The following is a 19,224-nucleotide window of genomic DNA, read 5'->3' as shown; positions in this document are numbered from 1 at the left end:
AGGGAAACCCACATGTCACAACAAAACGATCGTCACGCTCCTGGCCGTGTTATCAAGGCGCCCACCGGCGTCAACAAGGTGTGCAAAAGCTGGCTGACCGAAGCCGCCTACCGCATGCTGCACAACAACCTGCACCCGGACGTGGCCGAGCGCCCCGAGGATCTGGTGGTGTACGGCGGCATCGGCCGCGCCGCCCGCAACTGGCCTTGCTTCGATCGCATCGTCGACGTACTCAAGCGGCTGGAAGACGACGAGACCCTGCTGATCCAGTCCGGCAAGCCGGTGGGCGTGTTCAAGACCCACGCCGATGCGCCGCGGGTGCTGCTGGCCAACTCCAACCTGGTGCCGGCCTGGGCCAACTGGGAACATTTCAACGAGCTGGATAAGAAAGGCCTGATGATGTACGGCCAGATGACCGCCGGCTCCTGGATCTACATCGGCTCCCAGGGCATCGTCCAGGGCACCTACGAGACCTTCGTCGAGGCCGGTCGCCAGCATTATGACGGCAGCCTCAAGGGCCGCTGGATCCTCACCGCCGGCCTGGGTGGCATGGGCGGCGCCCAGCCCCTGGCGGCGACCCTGGCCGGTGCCTGCTCGCTGAACATCGAGTGCCAGCAAGCCAGCATCGACTTCCGCCTGCGTACCCGCTACCTGGACGAGCAGGCCGAGAGCCTGGATGATGCCCTGGCCCGTATCGAGCGCTACACCGCCGAGGGCAAGGCGATCTCCATCGGCCTGTGCGCCAATGCCGCCGATGTGCTGCCCGAACTGGTCAGGCGCGGCGTACGCCCGGATATGGTCACCGACCAGACCAGCGCCCACGACCCGCTGCACGGCTACCTGCCCCAGGGCTGGAGCTGGGAGGAGTACGTGGTTCGCGGCAAGACCCAGCCCGAGGCCACCGTCAAGGCCGCCAAGCAGTCCATGGCGGTACATGTGCAGGCCATGCTCGACTTCCAGCAGATGGGCGTGCCCACCTTCGACTACGGCAACAACATCCGCCAGATGGCGCTGGAAGAGGGGGTCAAGAATGCCTTCGACTTCCCCGGCTTCGTCCCGGCCTATATCCGTCCGCTGTTCTGCCAGGGCATAGGTCCCTTCCGCTGGGTGGCCTTGTCCGGCGATCCGGAGGACATCTACAAGACCGACGCCAAGGTGAAGGAGTTGATCCCCGACAACCCGCACCTGCACAACTGGCTGGACATGGCGCGCGAGCGTATCAGCTTCCAGGGCCTGCCCGCCCGTATCTGCTGGGTCGGCCTGAAAGACCGTGCCCGCCTGGGCCTGGCCTTCAACGAGATGGTCAAGAATGGCGAACTGAAGGCGCCCATCGTGATCGGCCGTGACCACCTGGACTCCGGCTCCGTCGCCAGCCCCAACCGGGAAACCGAGGCGATGATGGACGGCTCCGATGCCGTCTCCGACTGGCCGCTGCTGAACGCCCTGCTCAACACCGCCGGTGGTGCCACCTGGGTATCCCTGCACCACGGTGGTGGGGTCGGCATGGGGTTCAGCCAGCACTCGGGCGTGGTGATCGTGGCCGACGGTACCGACGCCGCCGCCGCGCGCCTGGGCCGGGTGCTGCGTAACGACCCGGGCACCGGGGTGATGCGCCACGCCGACGCGGGTTATGATATCGCCATCGACTGCGCCCGTGACAACGGCCTGGATCTGCCCATGGTGAACGATCGCTGACATTAGCGACCCTTAAGTAAAGAAGGGGTCGATGCCGGTTGTTATCCCGGCGTCGGCTCCCGTTCTGGCTTTCGATGTAGTGTCGACAAGGAAGGAAAGATGTCTGTCAACGGAAAAAAAAGCCTGAATGCCGGTGTATTTGTGCCGGCGTTCGCGATCGTTCTCATCGCCGTGGCAGTGGGACTGATCAACAACGAGTTATTGGTAAAAATAGCCAAGGATATTTTCTACTTTTCACTGTCGGATTTTGCCTGGCTCTACCAGTTGCTGGCGGTATCGGCATTGGGAGTCGTGGCTTATATTTTCTTCTCCAAGGCTGGCAATATCCGCTTGGGGGGAGCCAATGCCAAGCCGACGTTCTCGATGGCGACCACCTTCGCCATGGCGCTGACCGGCGGTATCGCAACCGGTGTCGTGACCTATTCGGTAAACGAGCCCATTATTTATATGGGCAATATCTACGGGGAAATCGCCAACCAGTCGTTTGCCGCCAATACCGGTGAAGCCGCCATCTTTGCGATTGCCCGAAGTTTCCATAACTGGAGCTTTATTCCCTACGCCATCTATTCCATCGTCGGCCTGATGATCGGCTATATGCACTACAACCGGAAGAAAGACTTCTCCATCGCCTCGACGATTTCTCCGGTGATAGGAAGTCACGAGCGCAAGCCGGCGGTGCGTTCCCTAATCGATATTATTTCCGTACTGGCCATTGCTTTGGGTCTGGCTTCCTCGTTGGGCGCCGGCCTGGCGCTGATCGGCTCTGGGATTGAAGCCGAATACGGTATCAAGTCGAGCCCGACCACCTGGCTTGTCCTGACCCTGCTCATCTCCGCCATTTTTATCACCTCGGCCTTGTCCGGGCTCAAGCGCGGCATTCGTTTCCTGTCATCGGTCAACGCCTACATCTTCTATGGTTTTATGGTCATACTGCTGCTGGTCGGTCCCGTGAGCTATATCTTCAGCCTGTCGGTGACCAGCATCGGCTACTGGCTGGACAACTTCTTCCTGTGGGCGTTCGATACCAAAGAGTCCGGGGGCGAAGCCCTGGTCACTTGGTGGACCATGTACGACTGGTCAATCTGGATCGCTTATGCTCCCCTGATGGGCCTGTTCCTGGCGCGTATTTCCTACGGCCGGACGCTGCGCGAGTTTCTGATCATCAACTGGATTCTGCCTTCGGTATTCGGCATGCTCTGGTTCGCCATCTGGGGCGGCTCCGCCATCAAGTGGCAACTGGACGGTACCCTGGATCTGGTCAAGGTGGTCACCGAGAATGGTGCCGTCTCGGGACTGTGGGGCTTCCTGCAGCATCTGCCGTTCTCCGGCGTGCTGGTCCCCTTGGCCATCTTTACGTTGATCATTTCCTTCGCCACCGCCGCCGACTCCATGTCGTCCACCATCGCGACCATCTGTACCAAGAACATCAGTGCAGACGAGGAGTCGCCCAAGGCGCAGAAGATCATCTGGGGACTGTCCATCGGCGCCATCGCCTATATCATGGTGGCCTTCGGCGGTGGTGCCCAGGGCGTCGACGGCATCAAGTTCCTCGCCGCCGCCGGTGGTTTCTCGGTCCTGTTCCTGTTCGTACTTATCGTGGCGTCCGGCGCCCGGGTGTTTATCACCAAGAAGGAGTGCGCCGATGAAGTGCCGTCCGCGTCCAGCCTGAAGGCGGAGGTCGTCAATGACTAAGCTGTATCCCCCCGTGATGATTGCAGACCAGGATCTGGGGTGGCAGGAGGTGGTAAGGGTAGCCCGCTTCGGTGCCCGGCTCTCGCTGTCGGATGGTGCCTGGAGCCGGGTTGCGGATGCGCGCGCCGCGGTCGAGGCCTTTGCCGACTCCGGACGGCCTTACTATGGCATCAATACCGGTCTGGGCGCCCTGTGCGACGTGGTGCTTGAGCGTAACCAGTTGCAGAAGCTTTCCTGGCACACGCTGATGAGCCACTCCTGTGGCATCGGTGCCCCCCTCCGCAGCGAACAGGTTCGCGCCATCATGTGCTGTGCCGTCATCAACTACAGCCATGGCTGTTCCGGGGTCAGCCCAGGAGTCGTCGAAGGCCTGTTACGTCTGTTGAACGAAGGCATAGCTCCCCTGGTGCCGGCCCAGGGTTCTGTCGGTTATCTCAGCCATATGGCCCATATCGGCCTGGCGCTGCTGGGGCAGGGGAAAGTCGAGTTTCGTGGCCGGCGACAGCCAGCACAGCAGGCGCTGGATGACATCGGCATGGCGCCGGTAGTACTCGGTCCCAAAGACGGGCTCTGCCTGGTCAACGGTACCCCGGCCATGACCGGTCTGGCCTGCCTGACCCTGGCGGATACGGCCAGGCTCGCCGCCTGGGCCGATGTGATCGGGGCCATGAGTTTTGAAGCCCTGCGGGGCCAGTTGGATGCCCTGTCGCCGGCGGTGACCCGGCGCAAGCGACACCGGGGTGTCGACCGTAGCGGCGAAAACCTGCGTCAGTTGCTGCAGGACAGCCAGGTACTGGCTGGTTGCCAGGGAGAGCATCTGCAGGATGCGCTGAGCCTGAGATCCATTCCCCAGGTGCATGGCGCTTGCCGCGATCAGTTCGAGCACGCCGCCGCCCAGGTTGACGCCGAGCTGAACTCGGCGACCGACAACCCCCTGGTGATCAGAGGCGAGCAGGGATATCGGGTGATATCCCAAGCCAACCCCCACGGCGAGTCGGTAGCGATGGCCTGTGACCTGCTGGCTATCGCCGTGTGCGAGTGGAGTTCGATCTCTGAAAGGCGCAGCTATCGCCTGGTCACGCCCCAGGCTAATAAGCTGCCGCCATTCCTGACCCGCGGCAGTGGGGTCAAGTCGGGCATGATGATCGCACAATATTCGGCTGCGTCACTGGTGGCCGATAACAAGCGCCTGGCTCAGCCGGCGGTGACCGACAACTTCCTGACTTCCGGATTGCAGGAAGATCATCTGAGCCTGGGCGAAAGCAGCGCCTTGAAGCTCGACAAGGCCCTGGATAATGCCTTCCATGTGTTGGCGATTGAATTTTTGCTTGCAGGGCAAGCATTCGATTTTATTGAAGAAAAACTGTTTGGTCTCGGCACCGGCCTGGCCTGGCGGCTGCTGAGAGAGCGGGTTGCTTTCTATGAAGAAGAACACTCGCTCCAGTTAGATATTTGCGCAACTTACCAGTTGCTGCGAGAGCAACAATCGTTGGCGCCCCTGTGCCAGCTGTTTCCTCAACTCGATGCCTGAGGTAGTCACCTTATGTCAAACCTTGTAATCAACCCCGGAAAAATGACCCTGGCACAGATGCGCCAGGCCTATGAGCTGCCGGTCCGGCTTGCGCTGGATCCGAGCACCCATGGTGCCATCCAGGCGTCGGTCGACTGCGTCAACCGCATGGTGGCTGAAGACCGCACCGTGTACGGCATCAACACCGGGTTCGGCCTGCTGGCCAATACCCGTATCAAGCCGGAAGATCTGGAAACCCTGCAGCGCTCGCTGGTGCTGTCCCACGCCACCGGCCTTGGGGATCTTATCAGCGACGAGCTGGTGCGGCTCATCATGGTGCTCAAGATCAACAGCCTGGCCCGCGGCTACTCCGGCATCCGCCTGGAGGTGCTGGAGGCGCTGATGGCGCTGGTCAACCACGGCGTCTACCCCTGCATTCCCGCCAAGGGTTCGGTGGGAGCTTCCGGCGACCTGGCGCCCCTGGCGCACATGAGCTGCGTGTTGCTGGGTGAGGGCCATGCCCGTTACCAGGGCGAGGTCATCAGCGCCGGCGTGGCGCTGGAGATTGCCGGCCTGAAGCCCATGGGCCTGGCGCCGAAGGAAGGCCTGGCGCTGCTGAACGGCACCCAGGTGTCCACCGCCTTCGCCCTGCGCGGCCTGTTCGAGGCGGAAGATCTGTTCGCCAGCGCCGTGGTGGTGGGCGGGCTGACGGTGGAAGCCACCCTCAGCTCCCGTCGGCCCTTCGATGCCCGCATCCATGAGGTGCGCGGCCAGCAGGGCCAGATCGATGCCGCCGCCGCCTACCGCCATGTGCTGGGCGAGCAGAGCGATATCAGCAAGACCCATGTGAATTGTGCCAAGGTGCAGGATCCCTATTCCCTGCGCTGCCAGCCCCAGGTGATGGGCGCCTGCCTGACCCAGTTGCGCCAGGCCGCCGAGGTGCTGCTGATCGAGGGTAACGCGGTGTCCGACAACCCGCTGGTGTTCGCCGAAGACAACGACGTCATTTCCGGCGGCAATTTCCACGCCGAGCCGGTGGCCATGGCAGCGGACAATCTCGCCCTAGTCATCGCCGAAATCGGTTCCTTGAGCGAGCGGCGGGTGTCGCTGATGATGGATACCCATATGTCCGGCTTGCCGCCCTTCCTGGTGGAAAACGGCGGCGTCAACTCCGGCTTTATGATAGCCCAGGTGACCGCCGCGGCCCTGGCCTCCGACAATAAGGCGCTGGCTCATCCCCATTCGGTGGACTCGCTGCCCACTTCCGCCAACCAGGAAGACCATGTTTCCATGGCGCCCAACGGCGGTCGCCGGCTGTGGGGCATGGTGGAAAACAGCCGGGGCGTGCTGGCCATCGAATGGCTGGCGGCCTGCCAGGGCCTGGATTTCCGCGGCGGACTCAAGACCACGCCGGTGCTGGAGCTGGCGCGCCAGACCCTGCGCGAGCAGGTGAGCTACTACGACAAGGACCGCTTCTTCGCCCCCGATATCGAGCGGGCCGACGCCCTGCTCAAGGCGGGTACCCTGAGCCGCCTGGTCCTGTCGGACCTGCTGCCCAGCCACTGAGCACGACTCCGCTTGCGGGGAACTTGACAGGGCTGCCGCGGCAGCCCTGTTTTTTTATCCAGTGACGGCATGCTACACTCGCCGCCTTTCTCAGCCCGGGAGCGGTCGATGGCGGATTTCAGAACCCATATTCAGGTGGCATCGGTGGCCAGCGGCCTGCTGGCCGGCGCCATGCTATGGGCCCAGCAGGTGACCCTGGCGGAGGGGCTGCTGTTGTGGCTGGCGGGCACCCTGGGCGGCATTCTGCCGGATATCGACGCCGACAGCTCGCGCTCCATCCGCATCATCTTCCGATTGTTCGGCATACTGGGAGCCCTGCTGGTGCTGCTCTATGGCCAGGAGCGGCTGCCGCTCACCGATACCCTGGTGCTGGGTGCCCTTGCCTACGGCATCATCCGCTACCCCTTGTGCTGGGTCTTCGCCCGTTTTACCGTGCACCGGGGCATACTGCATTCGCTGCTGGCCAACGGGGTCTTTGCCCTGGCCGTGGTGGTGATATGTTATCGGTTGTTTGGCGCAGCGCCGACGCTGGCTTGGGAAACCGGGGCCTTTGTGTTTATCGGCGCCTTTATCCACCTGCTGCTGGACGAGCTGTACAGTATCGATCTGGAAGGGCGGCGTATCAAAAAGTCCTTCGGCACAGCGCTGAAGATTACCGAGTGGCGTGCCCCGCTGCCCAACCTGTTGCTGTTGTCCCTGCTGGCGGGCGGCTGGTGGCTGGCACCGAGCGCTCCTTCCTGGATCCTGGTGTTGCAGCGGCTATTGCCGCTTTCCCACATCTGATAAGATAGCGCCGCTGGCAAGCCCTGCCGCCTCCGATCACAAGTACAATAACCACCGGGGCCGACTTCCAGTACAGGTTCAACATTCCACACACAGGACACAAGTGATGAGTCTTGCAGACAAGGTATTGGCCGTTAACAACGACCTCCCGATCCGTACCAAGCAACCGGTGCACAGTGGCAAGGTGCGCTCCGTCTACTGGCTGACCGAAGAAGACAGCCGCCGCCTGATCCGGGAAAAAGGCTACAACGTGGCCGACGACGCGCCCCTGGCGATCATGGTGATCAGCGATCGCATCTCCGCCTTCGACTGCATCTGGCACGGGGAAGGCGGCCTCAACGGGGTGCCCGGCAAGGGGGCCGCGCTCAATGCCATCTCCAACCACTGGTTCAGGCTGTTCCGCGAGCAGGGCCTGGCCGACAGCCATATCCTCGACATCCCCCACCCCTTCGTGTGGATAGTGCAGAAGGCCACCCCGGTGAAGATCGAGGCCATCTGCCGGCAGTACATCACCGGTTCCATGTGGCGCAGCTACGCCAAGGGCGAGCGGGAATTCTGCGGTATCCGCCTGCCGGACGACCTGCAAAAAGATCAGAAACTGCCCGAACTGCTGATGACTCCCTCCACCAAGGGCATCCTCAGGGGCATTCCCGGGGTACCGGAGGCGGACGACGTCAACATCACCCGCCAGAATATCGAGGACAACTTCGTCGCCTTCAACTTCAAGAGCCGTGATGATATCGCCCGGTACGAGCGGCTGCTGAAGGAAGGCTTCGAGGTGATAAGCAAGGAGCTGGCCAAGCTTGACCAGATCTTCGTGGATACCAAGTTCGAGTTCGGCTATGTCGCCGATGCCGAAGGCAACGAGCAACTGATCTACATGGACGAGGTGGGCACTCCCGATTCGTCCCGCATCTGGGACGGCCCCGCCTGGCGGGAAGGGCGTATCGTGGAAAACTCCAAGGAGGACTTCCGCCAGGTACTGCTCAACCACTTCCCGGATCCGGATATCCTGCTCAACAAGGATCGCATGCCCGAGCGCGAGGCCCTGGCCCGGGACAACGCCCTGCCGGCCGAGGTGCTGATGGACGTGTCCCGCACCTATGTGGGCATCGCCGAGAAGATCACCGGCCAGAAACTGGCGCTGTCCGACCATCCCAAGGCGGATATCATCGCCATACTGCGCGACCAGTACGGCCTGGTGGATTAACCCTAACGAGCTGGTCAGTAAACCAAGAAACCCGGGAAATCCCGGGTTTCTTGGTGGTTGGCGGTAAAAAGCCGGCTCAGCGGGTGCCGAACACGACGATTGTCTTGCCGTGGGCGGAGATCAGGTTCTGCTCTTCCAGCATCTTCAGGATGCGGCCCACGGTTTCCCGTGAGCAGCCCACGATCTGGCCTATTTCCTGGCGGGTGATCTTGATCTGCATGCCGTCCGGGTGGGTCATGGCGTCCGGCTGGCGAGCCAGGTTCAGCAGGGTCTCGGCGATGCGGCCGGTCACGTCGAGGAAGGCCAGATCGCCCACCTTCTGGCTGGTGCTTTGCAGTCGCTTGGCCATCTGCCCCGACAGCCGCACCAGGATTTCCGGGTTCACCTGGATCAGCTGGCGAAATTTCTTGTAGGATATCTCGGCCACTTCACAGGGGGTCTTGGCCCGCACCCAGGCGGTGCGCACCGGGTTTTCGGTTTCCTCGAACAGGCCCAGTTCGCCCATAAAATCGCCCTGGTTCAGGTAGGACAGGATCATTTCCTTGCCGTCCTCGTCCTTGATCAGTACAGCGACCGAGCCTTTCACGATGTAGTAGAGGGTTTCGGCTTTCTCTCCCGCATGGATCAATGAGCTCTTTGCCGGATATTTATGAATATGGCAATGTGACAAAAACCATTCCAGGGTAGGGTCACTTTGGGACTTGCCAATAACCATGAACTTTCCTCTTGATTGACTCGGGCGGAACGCCGGCAAGCAGGCTGCCTTGCCATACTCCGTAGATAGTCCGCTAGCATAAAAGGCTTACGTCCTACCATCAAGAGCCTTGGGGTTTTTATCCCGCTCGTCGGCTCCCGGCCAATAGGATAATATGCGGTTTTTTATGTGAGAGGTGCTATGAAAGCCAAAGTTAGCTGGTTGGAAGGGATGTGTTTCGAAGGGGTATCCGAGTCCGGGCACAGGATAGTGCTGGACGGCACCAACCCGGGGCAGGGGCCCAGCCCGATGGAGGCGGTACTGCTGGGGGCCGGTGGTTGCAGTGCCATCGATGTGGTGTCCATCCTGGAGAAAGGACGTCAGCAGGTGACCGGTTGTGAGGTGGAGCTGGATGCGGATCGGGCCGAAAACCCACCCCGGGTCTTCACCCGTATCCGGCTGCATTTCGTGGTGACCGGCCAGGCGCTTCCCGAGAAGCAGGTGGCCCGGGCGGTGGAGCTGTCCATGGACAAGTACTGCTCGGTCATGAAGATGCTGGAAAAGGCGGTGGAGGTCTCTTCTTCCTTCGAGATCCGCGCCGCCTGAGTCGCCCCGAGCGGGAGCCGGCGGCGTTGGCCCTCTGGCCGACTACCTGGGCGATAACAGGCAAAGACCATCATCCTATTTTTAGTTAGACATGCATCTTTCAGTGCTGCGGTTTAATCGCCGTCATCCCCGCGAAGGCGGAGAGCCATGGCCGTTTGCACCAGACTCCCGTTTTCGTGGGAGTGACCACAGAGTCATTTGAAGATCTGTCGGCTGTCTGCAGGCCCGGTAGCCATACCGGGCCCGAGACTCTTCAGCGGATCTTGCCGGTTTCCAGCAACTGCTCGAGCATGGGCCGGAGGATCAGCTCCATGGCGAAGCCCATCTTGCCGCCGGGCACCACTATGGTGTTGCGCCGGGACATGAAGGAGCCGTCGATCATCGCCAGCAGGTAAGGGAAGTCCACGTTCTTGATGCCGCGAAAGCGGATCACCATCATGCTCTCGTCCAGGGTAGGGATGATCTTGGCGCTGAAGGGATTGGAGGTGTCCACCGTCGGCACCCGCTGGAAGTTGATATGAGTGCGGGAAAACTGGGGGGTGATGTAGTTGATGTAGTCTTCCATCGAACGGACGATGGAGTCGGTGACCGCTTCCCGGGAGTGGCCGCGCTCGGCGGTATCGCGGATCAGCTTTTGGATCCATTCCAGGTTGACGATGGGCACCATGCCCACCAGCAGATCCACGTGCTGGGCCACGTTCTGATCCTCGGTGACCACGCCGCCGTGCAGCCCTTCATAAAACAGCAGGTTGGTGTCTTCCGGCAGTTGCTGCCAAGGGGTGAAGGTGCCCGGCATCTGGTTGAAGGGCACCGCTTCGTCGAAGGTGTGCAGGTAGCGGCGGAACTGGCCGGTGCCGGTGTTGCCATATTCCTTGAAAAACTGCTCCAGCAGTTCGAAATCGTTGGCTTCGGGGCCGAAATAGCTGATGTGGCGGCCCTGCTCCCGGGCACGGCGGATGGCCACGTCCATCTCCGGCCGGGTGTAACGGTGGAAGCTGTCGCCTTCGAGCACGGCAGCCTTGACCCCGAGCTGGGCGAACATGGACTGGAACACATCGGTGGACGTTGAAGTGCCGGCACCCGAGGAGCCGGTAACCGCAATAATGGGGTGCTTGGCAGACATAACGAAACCTGAAATTGATTAAACTGTGAATGTTTATACGCAGAGGCCCGGGGGCAGGTCAAGGTCTGTGATGAAACTGGGCCGCCGGTACTATGTTGACGCTTTCGTGCAGCTCGCTGTAGACGATGACCGCATCTCCACATTTAAGTTGCTGTTTAACCTGAATAACTTTTTCTTCGAGTGAGATGTCCTGCTCACCGTACTCGGTGCCTTCCTGCAATACGAAATGCTCGATCAGGCTGTCGAGGGTTTCTTTGGCCAGTTCGTTGAAGGGAATAATCATGCTTGCTCCTGATAGGGGGGCCAGTGTTCCGCCAGCCAGTCGGGAACCCGTTGCTCGAGCCAGTAACGGGGTCGCCAGGGCCGGCCATGGATAAAGCCGACATGACCGCCGCTGCGGCTCAGTTCATAGGTGACCGACGGTGGCAGATGGCTGGCGTCGGGGATGACCGCCTCGTTCATAAAGGGATCGTCGGCGGCGTGGATCACCAGGGTGGGAGTACCGATGGCTGCCAGTTTATAGAGACCGGAACAGCGCCGGTAATAATCCTCGGCATCGTCGAAACCATGCAAGGGGGCGGTAACGACGTCGTCGAATTCGCGCAGGCTGCGGATGGCTGCCAGGTTGCCCTGCCACTGGTGGCGGGGGTGGCGACTCAGCCGTTGCTGCCAGTTGTGCTTCATCCGCCCCAACAGGTAATGCTGGTAGACGCGGGAAAAGCCCCGGTTGATGCGATCGGCGCAGGCCGACAGTTGCAGGGGGGCGGAGATCACCGTGGCGGCGCAGAGCGGGTTGCGCGGATGGGCCGCCAGATAGTTGACCAGCATGTTGCCGCCGAGGGAATAACCGATGGCCGCCATGGGGCGCTCGGGATAACGCCGGCGCAGCCGTTCCAGTACGTAGTGGGGATCCTCGATGGCCCCCGAGTGGTAGGCCTGCAGGTAGCGGTTGGGCTCACCACTGCAGCCGCGAAAGTGCATCAAGACCGCTTGCCAGCCGCGTTGCTGCAAGGCCGCCATCATCCCCCTGGCGTAATGGGATTCGACACACCCTTCCAGGCCGTGAAACAGCACCACCAGTGGGCGTCGGTCGTCTTGCCGGGGCAGGGCCCAGGCCAGGTCGACAAAGTCGCCGTCCGGCAGCTCCAGCCGTTCGCGACGGTAACCGATGCGAACACGATGAAGATACTTGGCCAGTATGGTCTGCACATGGGGGTTGCTTGCCCACCAGGGAGAGGTGAATCGGCTGGGGTGGATCATAATTTCCTGTGATTGCTCCGGGTTGGCCGGCTGAACCGGGACATAGTCCATAGCGACAAAACCATAGACCGATAAAATACTGGGCGCTGTGCATAAAATCGAGTAAAACAATGTTCTTCTCTAATTGTTATCTGCTGCGGACATCATGGATCTTGCCCTGCTCGGCCCGGTGGCCGGTTTTGCCCTGGCCACCTGCGGTACGCCCGGCCCCAACAACATGCTGCTGACCAGTTCCGGTACCCGTTTCGGCTACCGGCCCACGCTGAAACTGCTGCTGGGCATCATGCTTGGCCTGCAAAGCCTGATGCTGCTCACCGCCCTGGGGCTGGGCCAGCTGTTCATGCTGTGGCCGGTACTGCAATGGGGCCTCAAGATTGCCGGCAGCCTCTACCTGCTTTGGCTGGCGTTCAGGATTGGCAGTGCGCCGCCCCCCGGGCAAGGGGAGGGCGAGCGTGGCATGCGCTGGCATCAGGGCGCCCTGTTCCAGTTTCTCAACCCCAAGTCCTGGCTGATGGCGATTTCGGCGATCAGCGGCTTTACCCTGGCCGGTGAACAGTACTGGCCGTCGGCGGTGCTGGTGTTGGTGGTCTTTCTGTTTTTCGGGGTGGTCACCGGCCATGTCTGGGCTCTGTTCGGCATGCATGTGCGCCGCTGGCTGCATACGGCCGGAGATTGGCGGCGTTTTAACCTGGTGATGGCGATATTGACCGCAGCCAGCGTACTGATGATTTGGCGCTGAGCCGGTTTTTGCGCTTAATCATTAGAGTTTGCGGCCAAAGGGTGTAGAATCTGGGCGTTTTTTGTCCCTAGACCAAGGCTGTCATGGTTTCAGACACAGATATTTTCAAAGACATTCGTCCCTACCAGGATGATGAAGTGGCGGCGGCCATTCAACGGCTGATCCGTGATGACGAGTTTATCGGCGCCATCGCCAAGTACCGCTTTTCCACCCCTTCCCGTCTGGGCGGCGCCTTTATCAAGGCGCTGATCCGGCTGTACCTCGGCTGGCGCTGGCGCAATGTCAGCAGCATTCGTCAGGTACAGCTGGAAGTGGCGACCTATATGGAAAAGATGATCGCGGGTACCACTTCCGGTGTAACCTATAGCGGGTTGGAGCAGCTCAAGCCGGGGGTGGGTTACCTGTTTATTTCCAACCACAGGGACATTGCCCTGGATCCGGCTTTCGTCAACTGGGGCCTGCACAGTCATGGCCTCGATACGGTGCGCATCGCCATCGGCGACAACCTGCTGCGCAAGCCTTGCGCTACCGAGCTGATGAAGCTGAACAAGAGCTTTATCGTCAAACGCTCGGCCAAGGGGCCGCGGGAAATGATGAAGGCGTTCACCGAGTTATCCGCCTACCTGCGGCACTCCATCGACGATGGTCATTCCATCTGGATCGCCCAGAAAGAAGGGCGGGCCAAGGATGGAGACGACAAGACAGATCCGGCCATCCTCAAGATGTTCTATATGGAAGGCAAACGGCAGAAAGTCTCGTTCAGCGATTACATCAACAGCCTGAACCTGGTGCCGGTATCCATTTCCTATGAATACGACCCCGGTGATCTGGCCAAGGCCCGAGAGTTGTACGCGAAGGCGACCCACGGTGCCTACGAGAAGAGCGAATTCGAGGATATCCAGAGCATAGTGCAGGGCATCGTCGGCCAGAAGGGGCGGGTGCATGTGACCTTCGGGCGGCCGGTGCACGGTGAGTTCGACAATGCGGACGAACTGGCGGCGGCCATCGATCAGGAAATTCACGGCAACTACCACCTCTTCCCCAGCAATCTGCTGGCCGCCGGGCAGACGGCCCAGGTGGATCCGGCGGCAGTCGAGGTATTTGAGCGCCATATGGCGCAGATCCCGGGCGAGTTGCGTGAGCTGGTGTTATCCATGTATGCCCGACCGGTGTTGAACAAGGGGCTGTAAGCAGAGCGGAGGGACGGCGTGCGGCGACTGACGGCAAGTCGGCTAAGCGGCCTGCGGGTGTTTGTGGTGGCAGCCCGCCATCACAGTTACTCGGCGGCGGCGGCGGAGCTGTGTGTCACCCAGGCGGCGGTGAGTCAGCAGATCCGCAACCTGGAGCAGTCCCTCGGTTGCCGCCTGTTTCGCCGTGCCGGGGCTAGCATGGTGCTCACCGAGCAGGGCGAAGCCCTGCTGCCCTTCGTCGAGCAGGGCCTGGCCCTGTTGCAGCAGGGGGTGGCTCAGCTAGCGCCTTCCTCGCCCGGACCGCTTTCCATCAGTATGCTGCCGTCGTTGGCGGCGCGTTGGCTGATGCCGCGCCTGTGGCGTTTCGCCGAAGCCCATCCCGATATCGAGATACGCCTGCAGCCCAGCCAGCAACTGGCCGACTTTGGCACCGGTAAAACCGATCTGGCCATCCGCTATGGTCTGGGCGACTATCCGGAGCTGGCCTGTGAATACCTGATGGCGGACACGGCGTTTCCGGTGTGCAGCCCGGCCCTGAGCCGGCGGCTCGGCTCCCTGGATGATTTGGCGGGCGTGCCCCTGGTGACGGCGCCGGAATACGCCGGGGTAAGCTGGGCCAACTGGCTGGCGCTGGCCGGCCGGGCCGAACTGCTCGGCCGTTGTCGGCAACTGACGGTGGATGACGGCAGCCTGGCGCTGGACATGGTGCTGGCGGGGCAGGGAGTGGCGCTCAGCCGTTCGGTGCTGGTGGCGGATCTGTTGCGCGACGGCCGGCTGTGCCGGCCCTTCGGCACCGAACTCAAGCCCCTGCACCAGTACTACCTGGTGTGGCGGCCCGACTCGCCCCGCCTGGCGCAGATCCGCCAGTTCTGCGACTGGCTGCATAGGGAAGCTTGATGTTTCTCGCTTCCAGCCTCTAGCTTCGCTCTTCCAGCATCCAGCTTCCCTGCCCGTCCTGGCCCAGGCGCTGCGCCAGCCGGGGCAGCAGGCCGGCCAGTTGCTCGCCCAGCTTCCAGGGCGGATTGAGTACTACCATGCCGGAGCCGTGCATGCCGAAGTCGTCGGCCTGGGGGCTAACGCTGAGCTCGGCGCACAGTATCCGCTCGAAACCGCTGCGGGCCAGGGCCTTTTTAAGGGCATCGCTGCGATCCACTTGTTTCGCCAGCAGCGGGTACCAGATGGCATAGATGCCGATGGGCCAGCGCCGATATGCCTTGGCCAGGCTGTCGGCCACCTTGTGATAATCCTCTTTTAATTCATAAGGCGGGTCGATCAGTACCAGCCCCCGCCTGGGGGTGGGGGGCAGTAGGGCGACCAGGCCTTCGAAGCCGTCCCTATGATGGATGGCGACCTCGCTCCGGCGCATATTCTGGCGCAGGTTATCCACCTCGTTGTTATGCAGCTCCATCAGCACCAGCCTGTCCTGAGGCCGCTGGAAGTGCGCCGCAACCTTGGGCGAGCCGGGGTAATAGTCGAGCCTGCCACCGTCGTTCATGGCCTCGATGGCGGCAAAATAGTCGGCCAACTCGGGCCAGTCCTGCCGCTGTTGCCACAGGAGGCCAATGCCGCCCAGGTATTCCGCCTTTTTCTGGGTCCATTCATGGCTCAGGGCGTAGCCGCCGGCGCCGGCATGGGTGTCAATATAACAAAAGCCCTTGTCCTTGGTGCCCAGGGCTTCCAGGATCAGGGACTGGACGGCGTGTTTCAGTACGTCGGCATGATTGCCGGCATGAAAGGCGTGGCGATAGCTCAGCATGAGATGGGTCCGTGTTAACCGGCGAGTTTAAGTTGCCACAGGGGCGCGTCGGCCACCTGCAGCAGGGTGAGATAGGCCAGCAGGCCGCCGCTGCCCGGCCGGGGCGGCTGTCGTTCCAGCACCTGCAGCAGCTCTTCCTGCTGCCAGCGCTCCAGCTCCAGCTCGTGCTGCAGCAACTGGCCGTAGTCGTCTTCGTCGAGCTTGGGTTTGAGCCAGCGTCGCAGGTCCCGCCACTGGCTGAATAGCCCCTTGCGGGCCCGCAGGACGGGGATGAAGGGGGCAGGGTCGGCGTAGAGCCCCAGTTCTTCCAGCAACAGCAACAGCAACAGCAGATTGGCGTTGGCGCCGTGCTCATCCTGCAGTTGCAGGCAGGCCTGGGCCACGCCGGGGCGGGCGTAGTGCTGTTCGCTGAATTGCCAGAGTTCCTCGGCGCTGATCGGGTTCATTCTTGCTCCAGAGATTCCAGTTGCTCCTGCAACTCCAGCCACTCGGCTTCCGCCTCGGCCAGTTGCTGCTGCAGGGGTGCCTGGGACTGCAGCAGTTGTTGCAGGCGGGCCTTGTTTTCTGCCGCGTAGATCTCGGGCTCGGCCAGATCCTGCTCTATGGTGGCCAGTCGTTGCTGGCAGTGCTCCATCTGTTGTTCCAGCCTGGCGATGGCCTTGCGCAGCGGCTGACTTTGCTGGCGCAACTCGGCCTGGCGGCGTTTCTCCGCCTTGCGCGCCTGGGCCGAGTTGTCACCGGCGGTTGGGGTCGACTCGGGCTGAGCGGCTTTTTCCTGTTCCACCAGCCACTGGTGGTAGTCGTCCAGATCGCCCTCGAAGGGCTGTACCCGGCCACTGTCTACCAGGTAGAACTCGTCGGTGGTGGCACGCAGCAGGTGCCGATCGTGGGAGACGATCACCATGGCGCCTTCGAAGGCCTGCAGCGCCAGGGTGAGCGCCTCGCGCATGTCCAGATCCAGGTGGTTGGTGGGCTCGTCCAGCAGCAGCAGGTTGGGTTTCTGGTAGACGATCAGCGCCAGCACCAGCCTGGCCTTTTCCCCACCGGAGAAGGGGCCGACGGGCTCTTTCACCTTGTCGCCGCCAAAGTCGAAGCCGCCCAGGTAATCGCGCAGGCCCTGCTCGGTGGCGCGCGGGTCCAGCCTGGCCAGATGGGTGAGCGGCGACTCTTCCGGGTGCAGACTTTCCAGCTGATGCTGGGCGAAGTAGCCGAGGGCGATGCCCTTGCTGGCTTCGAGGGTACCGGCCAGCGGTTCGAGCTCACCGGCCAGCAGCTTGATAAAGGTCGACTTGCCGGCGCCGTTGCGCCCCAGCAGGCCGATGCGCGAGCCGGGTACCAGGTTGAGCTTGATGTTCGACAGTACCGGCTGGCCGCCGTAACCTGCGGCCAGCTTTTCCATGGCGATCAGCGGAGTGGGCAGGCTGCTCGGCGGGCGGAAGCTGAAACTGAACGGCGAATCCACATGGGCAGGCAGGATCAATTCCATCCGCTCCATGGCCTTGAGTCGGCTCTGAGCCTGTTTGGCCTTGCTTGCCTTGTAGCGAAAACGGTCCACGTAGCTTTGCATATGGTTCAGGGCCCGCTGCTGTTTCTCGTACATGGACTGTTGCAATGCCAGCTGTTCGGCGCGCATGCGCTCGAAATCGGAGTAGTTGCCGGTATATTCGTTGAGCTGGCTGTTGTCGATATGAATGATACGTCCCACCACGGCGTCGAGAAAATCCCGGTCGTGTGATATCAGGATCAGGGTTCCGGGATAGCTGTTCAGCCAGCGTTCCAGCCAGATCACCGCGTCCAGATCCAGGTGGTTGGTGGGTTCGTCCAGCAACAGCAGATCGGAGCGACAGATCAGCGCCTGGGCCAGATTCAGCCGCATCCGCCAGCCGCCGGAAAAGGCACTGACCGGCCGTGATTGGGCCTCACTGGCAAAGCCGAGGCCGTGTAACAGGCCGGCGGCGCGGGCATGGATATGATAGCCGCCATGGGTTTCCAGTTTGCCATGCAGCTCGGCGATGGCGATGCCGTCATGACGGGTTTCAGCCTGTTCCAGCTCCCGGCACAGGCGGCGATATTCCCGATCGCCGTCGATCACATAGTCGAGCGCCGAGCAGTCCAGTGCCGGGGTCTCCTGGGCTACACTGGCCAGTTGCCAGTCGGCCGGCAGTACAAACTGGCCGCTGTCGATACCGAGCTCACCCTTGAACAGGGCAAACAGGCTGGACTTGCCGCAACCGTTCTTGCCCACCAGGCCGACTTTCTGGCCGCCGTGGATGGTGGCGCTGGCGTCTTTCAACAGGGGGCGGCCGCCCCGGAGCAATTCAATCTGGCTGAGGGTGATCATACTGGCCTGGCTCGTGACAAAAACGGCATTTTAGCCGGTTTTGCCACCCTGATGACAGGGGGTACCCAGCCAATGACGGCAATCTTGTTCAAATTGCGGCAACGAAACGAAACCATAGTCTCTGACCAGCTGTTCCAGGTCCGGGCTTCTGGGCAGATCCCGCAGTACCAGCAGCAGGGCGGCCTGCCGGCGCCAACTGTCGGCGTCACAGCCGAAGCGTTGGCGGAATTCGGCCTGCTGGGCTGCGGCCAGAGTAAAACCGGCCGGATCCGTGGCCACCAGTTCATGCAGGGGAGGCTGTGCTGCGAAGGGCAACTGGTCGTGGGAAGGCAACTCGTCATACAGGGCCCGGCACAGGCGGCCATAGGCCCCCTGCCAGTCTGGTTGATCCTGCCAGTCGGCCAGTTTGGCGGCGATGGCGCAGAGCAGGGGAGAAGGATGCAGGCGGCCGCTGCCGGCCGGTTGTACCAGGCGGGGCGACAGGGTCACCCGGCTCAGCCGGGTGGCGGCAAAACCATGCCAGGCGAACAGGGTGTCGGCGGCCAGGTAGGCGGCTTCGCCGGCGACCAGTGGATAATAATGGCGGCCCAGCTGCAATAACCCCGAGCCTTGATGCATCAGCAGCAGCTGTCCCCTGATATGACGCTGGCGTTTGCCCGGCTGCAGATGATTCAGCGTAACAAGCTGATGGTGGATACTGTAATGGGTGGTTGTGGTCATTGTAGTCGGTTCGATTTTGGCGGAGAATTAAAAGCAAAGTGGTAACGAGGAATTCAGCCGTGGAAACCCGTCGTAAGAAGCGTTTTATCGCCGGAGCCGTTTGCCCCCGGTGTCAGGCTATGGACACCATGATGCTGTATATGGAGCACGGTGTCGAGAAAGTCGAGTGTGTCAGTTGCGGCCACAGTCAGAGCCAGACCAAAGAGCAGATCGGTCAGGCCGGTGGCGGTGAGGTGATCGGCGTGTTCAAGCCGGAATAAACGGGTAAAACCATGCTGGTTGTACGTACTTTGTGCAGTCGCCCGGCGCCGGTCTTCCCAGCCTTACCCCCTCTGGGCT

General features: G+C 61.7%; 19 protein-coding genes. 11 read left to right on the top strand and 8 right to left on the bottom strand.

Going from position 1 to position 19,224, the window contains the following annotated elements; genetic code table 11:
- The first annotated feature begins 12 nt into the window (after positions 1 to 12).
- From hutU to ACEVBK_RS15895, 6 genes are all read left to right on the top strand, one after another.
- A complete protein-coding gene (hutU, locus tag ACEVBK_RS15920) occupies positions 13 to 1,695 on the top strand; it encodes a urocanate hydratase (protein ID WP_375055879.1) in 1,683 nt (560 codons plus the stop codon).
- Positions 1,696 to 1,794: 99 nt separating this feature from the next.
- Positions 1,795 to 3,387: a BCCT family transporter gene (locus ACEVBK_RS15915; RefSeq protein WP_375055878.1), complete on the top strand. Its 1,593-nt coding sequence runs from the start codon at positions 1,795 to 1,797 to the stop codon at positions 3,385 to 3,387.
- Positions 3,380 to 4,918, top strand: coding sequence for a histidine ammonia-lyase (hutH, locus tag ACEVBK_RS15910; protein WP_375055877.1), 1,539 nt, complete (start codon positions 3,380 to 3,382; stop codon positions 4,916 to 4,918). The genes ACEVBK_RS15915 and hutH (ACEVBK_RS15910) overlap by 8 nt, the downstream gene beginning before the upstream one ends.
- A gap of 12 nt (positions 4,919 to 4,930) precedes the next feature.
- Positions 4,931 to 6,463 carry a histidine ammonia-lyase gene (gene hutH, locus ACEVBK_RS15905; protein ID WP_375055876.1) on the top strand — a complete coding sequence of 511 codons (1,533 nt, stop codon included), beginning with the start codon at positions 4,931 to 4,933 and terminating at the stop codon, positions 6,461 to 6,463.
- Positions 6,464 to 6,571: 108 nt separating this feature from the next.
- The gene (locus ACEVBK_RS15900) at positions 6,572 to 7,246 is read left to right on the top strand and encodes a metal-dependent hydrolase (RefSeq protein ID WP_375055875.1); all 675 of its coding nucleotides are present in this window, start codon (positions 6,572 to 6,574) and stop codon (positions 7,244 to 7,246) included.
- 106 nt (positions 7,247 to 7,352) lie between these two features.
- Positions 7,353 to 8,456, top strand: coding sequence for a phosphoribosylaminoimidazolesuccinocarboxamide synthase (locus ACEVBK_RS15895; protein ID WP_375055874.1), 1,104 nt, complete (start codon positions 7,353 to 7,355; stop codon positions 8,454 to 8,456).
- Between the two features lie 76 nt (positions 8,457 to 8,532).
- On the opposite strand, the gene crp is transcribed toward ACEVBK_RS15895, so the two are convergent.
- Positions 8,533 to 9,171, bottom strand: coding sequence for a cAMP-activated global transcriptional regulator CRP (gene crp / locus ACEVBK_RS15890; RefSeq protein WP_202081941.1), 639 nt, complete (start codon positions 9,169 to 9,171; stop codon positions 8,533 to 8,535).
- A gap of 180 nt (positions 9,172 to 9,351) precedes the next feature.
- Here crp and ACEVBK_RS15885 point away from each other — a divergent pair, with 180 nt between their 5' ends.
- Positions 9,352 to 9,756, top strand: coding sequence for an OsmC family protein (locus ACEVBK_RS15885; RefSeq protein ID WP_375055873.1), 405 nt, complete (start codon positions 9,352 to 9,354; stop codon positions 9,754 to 9,756).
- A gap of 253 nt (positions 9,757 to 10,009) precedes the next feature.
- Here the strand turns inward: ACEVBK_RS15885 and ACEVBK_RS15880 are convergent, their stop codons facing one another.
- From ACEVBK_RS15880 to ACEVBK_RS15870, 3 genes are read right to left on the bottom strand one after another with little or no spacing between them, the layout of a single operon-like run.
- Positions 10,010 to 10,879, bottom strand: a complete 870-nt coding sequence (locus tag ACEVBK_RS15880; protein ID WP_375055872.1) for a phosphoribulokinase — start codon at positions 10,877 to 10,879, stop codon at positions 10,010 to 10,012.
- 58 nt (positions 10,880 to 10,937) lie between these two features.
- Positions 10,938 to 11,162, bottom strand: coding sequence for a YheU family protein (locus tag ACEVBK_RS15875; RefSeq protein WP_375055871.1), 225 nt, complete (start codon positions 11,160 to 11,162; stop codon positions 10,938 to 10,940).
- Positions 11,159 to 12,139 (bottom strand): hydrolase, encoded by a 981-nt coding sequence (locus ACEVBK_RS15870; protein WP_375055870.1) that lies wholly within the window; start codon positions 12,137 to 12,139, stop codon positions 11,159 to 11,161. Before ACEVBK_RS15870 ends, ACEVBK_RS15875 begins: the two co-directional genes overlap by 4 nt.
- A 145-nt stretch (positions 12,140 to 12,284) precedes the next feature.
- Here ACEVBK_RS15870 and ACEVBK_RS15865 point away from each other — a divergent pair, with 145 nt between their 5' ends.
- The 3 genes from ACEVBK_RS15865 to ACEVBK_RS15855 all read left to right on the top strand — a co-directional run bounded on the left by ACEVBK_RS15865 (position 12,285) and on the right by ACEVBK_RS15855 (position 14,965).
- Positions 12,285 to 12,878: a LysE family translocator gene (locus tag ACEVBK_RS15865; RefSeq protein WP_375055869.1), complete on the top strand. Its 594-nt coding sequence runs from the start codon at positions 12,285 to 12,287 to the stop codon at positions 12,876 to 12,878.
- Between the two features lie 83 nt (positions 12,879 to 12,961).
- Positions 12,962 to 14,068: a 1-acyl-sn-glycerol-3-phosphate acyltransferase gene (locus ACEVBK_RS15860; protein ID WP_375055868.1), complete on the top strand. Its 1,107-nt coding sequence runs from the start codon at positions 12,962 to 12,964 to the stop codon at positions 14,066 to 14,068.
- Between the two features lie 18 nt (positions 14,069 to 14,086).
- A complete protein-coding gene (locus ACEVBK_RS15855; RefSeq protein WP_375055867.1) occupies positions 14,087 to 14,965 on the top strand; it encodes a LysR substrate-binding domain-containing protein in 879 nt (292 codons plus the stop codon).
- A gap of 19 nt (positions 14,966 to 14,984) precedes the next feature.
- Here ACEVBK_RS15855 and ACEVBK_RS15850 read toward each other — a convergent pair whose 3' ends face one another.
- The 4 genes from ACEVBK_RS15850 to ACEVBK_RS15835 are packed head-to-tail and all read right to left on the bottom strand — an operon-like array spanning position 14,985 to position 18,885.
- Positions 14,985 to 15,824 carry a 23S rRNA (adenine(2030)-N(6))-methyltransferase RlmJ gene (locus ACEVBK_RS15850; protein ID WP_375055866.1) on the bottom strand — a complete coding sequence of 280 codons (840 nt, stop codon included), beginning with the start codon at positions 15,822 to 15,824 and terminating at the stop codon, positions 14,985 to 14,987.
- A 14-nt stretch (positions 15,825 to 15,838) separates the two neighbouring features.
- Positions 15,839 to 16,270, bottom strand: a complete 432-nt coding sequence (locus ACEVBK_RS15845; RefSeq protein WP_375055865.1) for a TIGR02444 family protein — start codon at positions 16,268 to 16,270, stop codon at positions 15,839 to 15,841.
- Entirely contained in the window at positions 16,267 to 18,165 is a 1,899-nt protein-coding gene (locus ACEVBK_RS15840; protein ID WP_375055864.1) for an ABC transporter ATP-binding protein, read from the bottom strand. The genes ACEVBK_RS15845 and ACEVBK_RS15840 overlap by 4 nt, the downstream gene beginning before the upstream one ends.
- A gap of 30 nt (positions 18,166 to 18,195) precedes the next feature.
- Positions 18,196 to 18,885 (bottom strand): hypothetical protein, encoded by a 690-nt coding sequence (locus ACEVBK_RS15835; RefSeq protein ID WP_375055863.1) that lies wholly within the window; start codon positions 18,883 to 18,885, stop codon positions 18,196 to 18,198.
- A gap of 59 nt (positions 18,886 to 18,944) precedes the next feature.
- Here ACEVBK_RS15835 and ACEVBK_RS15830 point away from each other — a divergent pair, with 59 nt between their 5' ends.
- The gene (locus tag ACEVBK_RS15830; protein ID WP_375055862.1) at positions 18,945 to 19,145 is read left to right on the top strand and encodes a YheV family putative zinc ribbon protein; all 201 of its coding nucleotides are present in this window, start codon (positions 18,945 to 18,947) and stop codon (positions 19,143 to 19,145) included.
- Positions 19,146 to 19,224: the final 79 nt, after the last annotated feature.

The sequence above is a fragment of the Zobellella sp. DQSA1 genome, from assembly GCF_041950555.1.
Taxonomy (GTDB): domain Bacteria; phylum Pseudomonadota; class Gammaproteobacteria; order Enterobacterales; family Aeromonadaceae; genus Oceanimonas.
The sequence above is the reverse complement of the archived record's forward strand: the minus strand, read 5'-3'. Positions and strand labels throughout refer to the sequence as shown.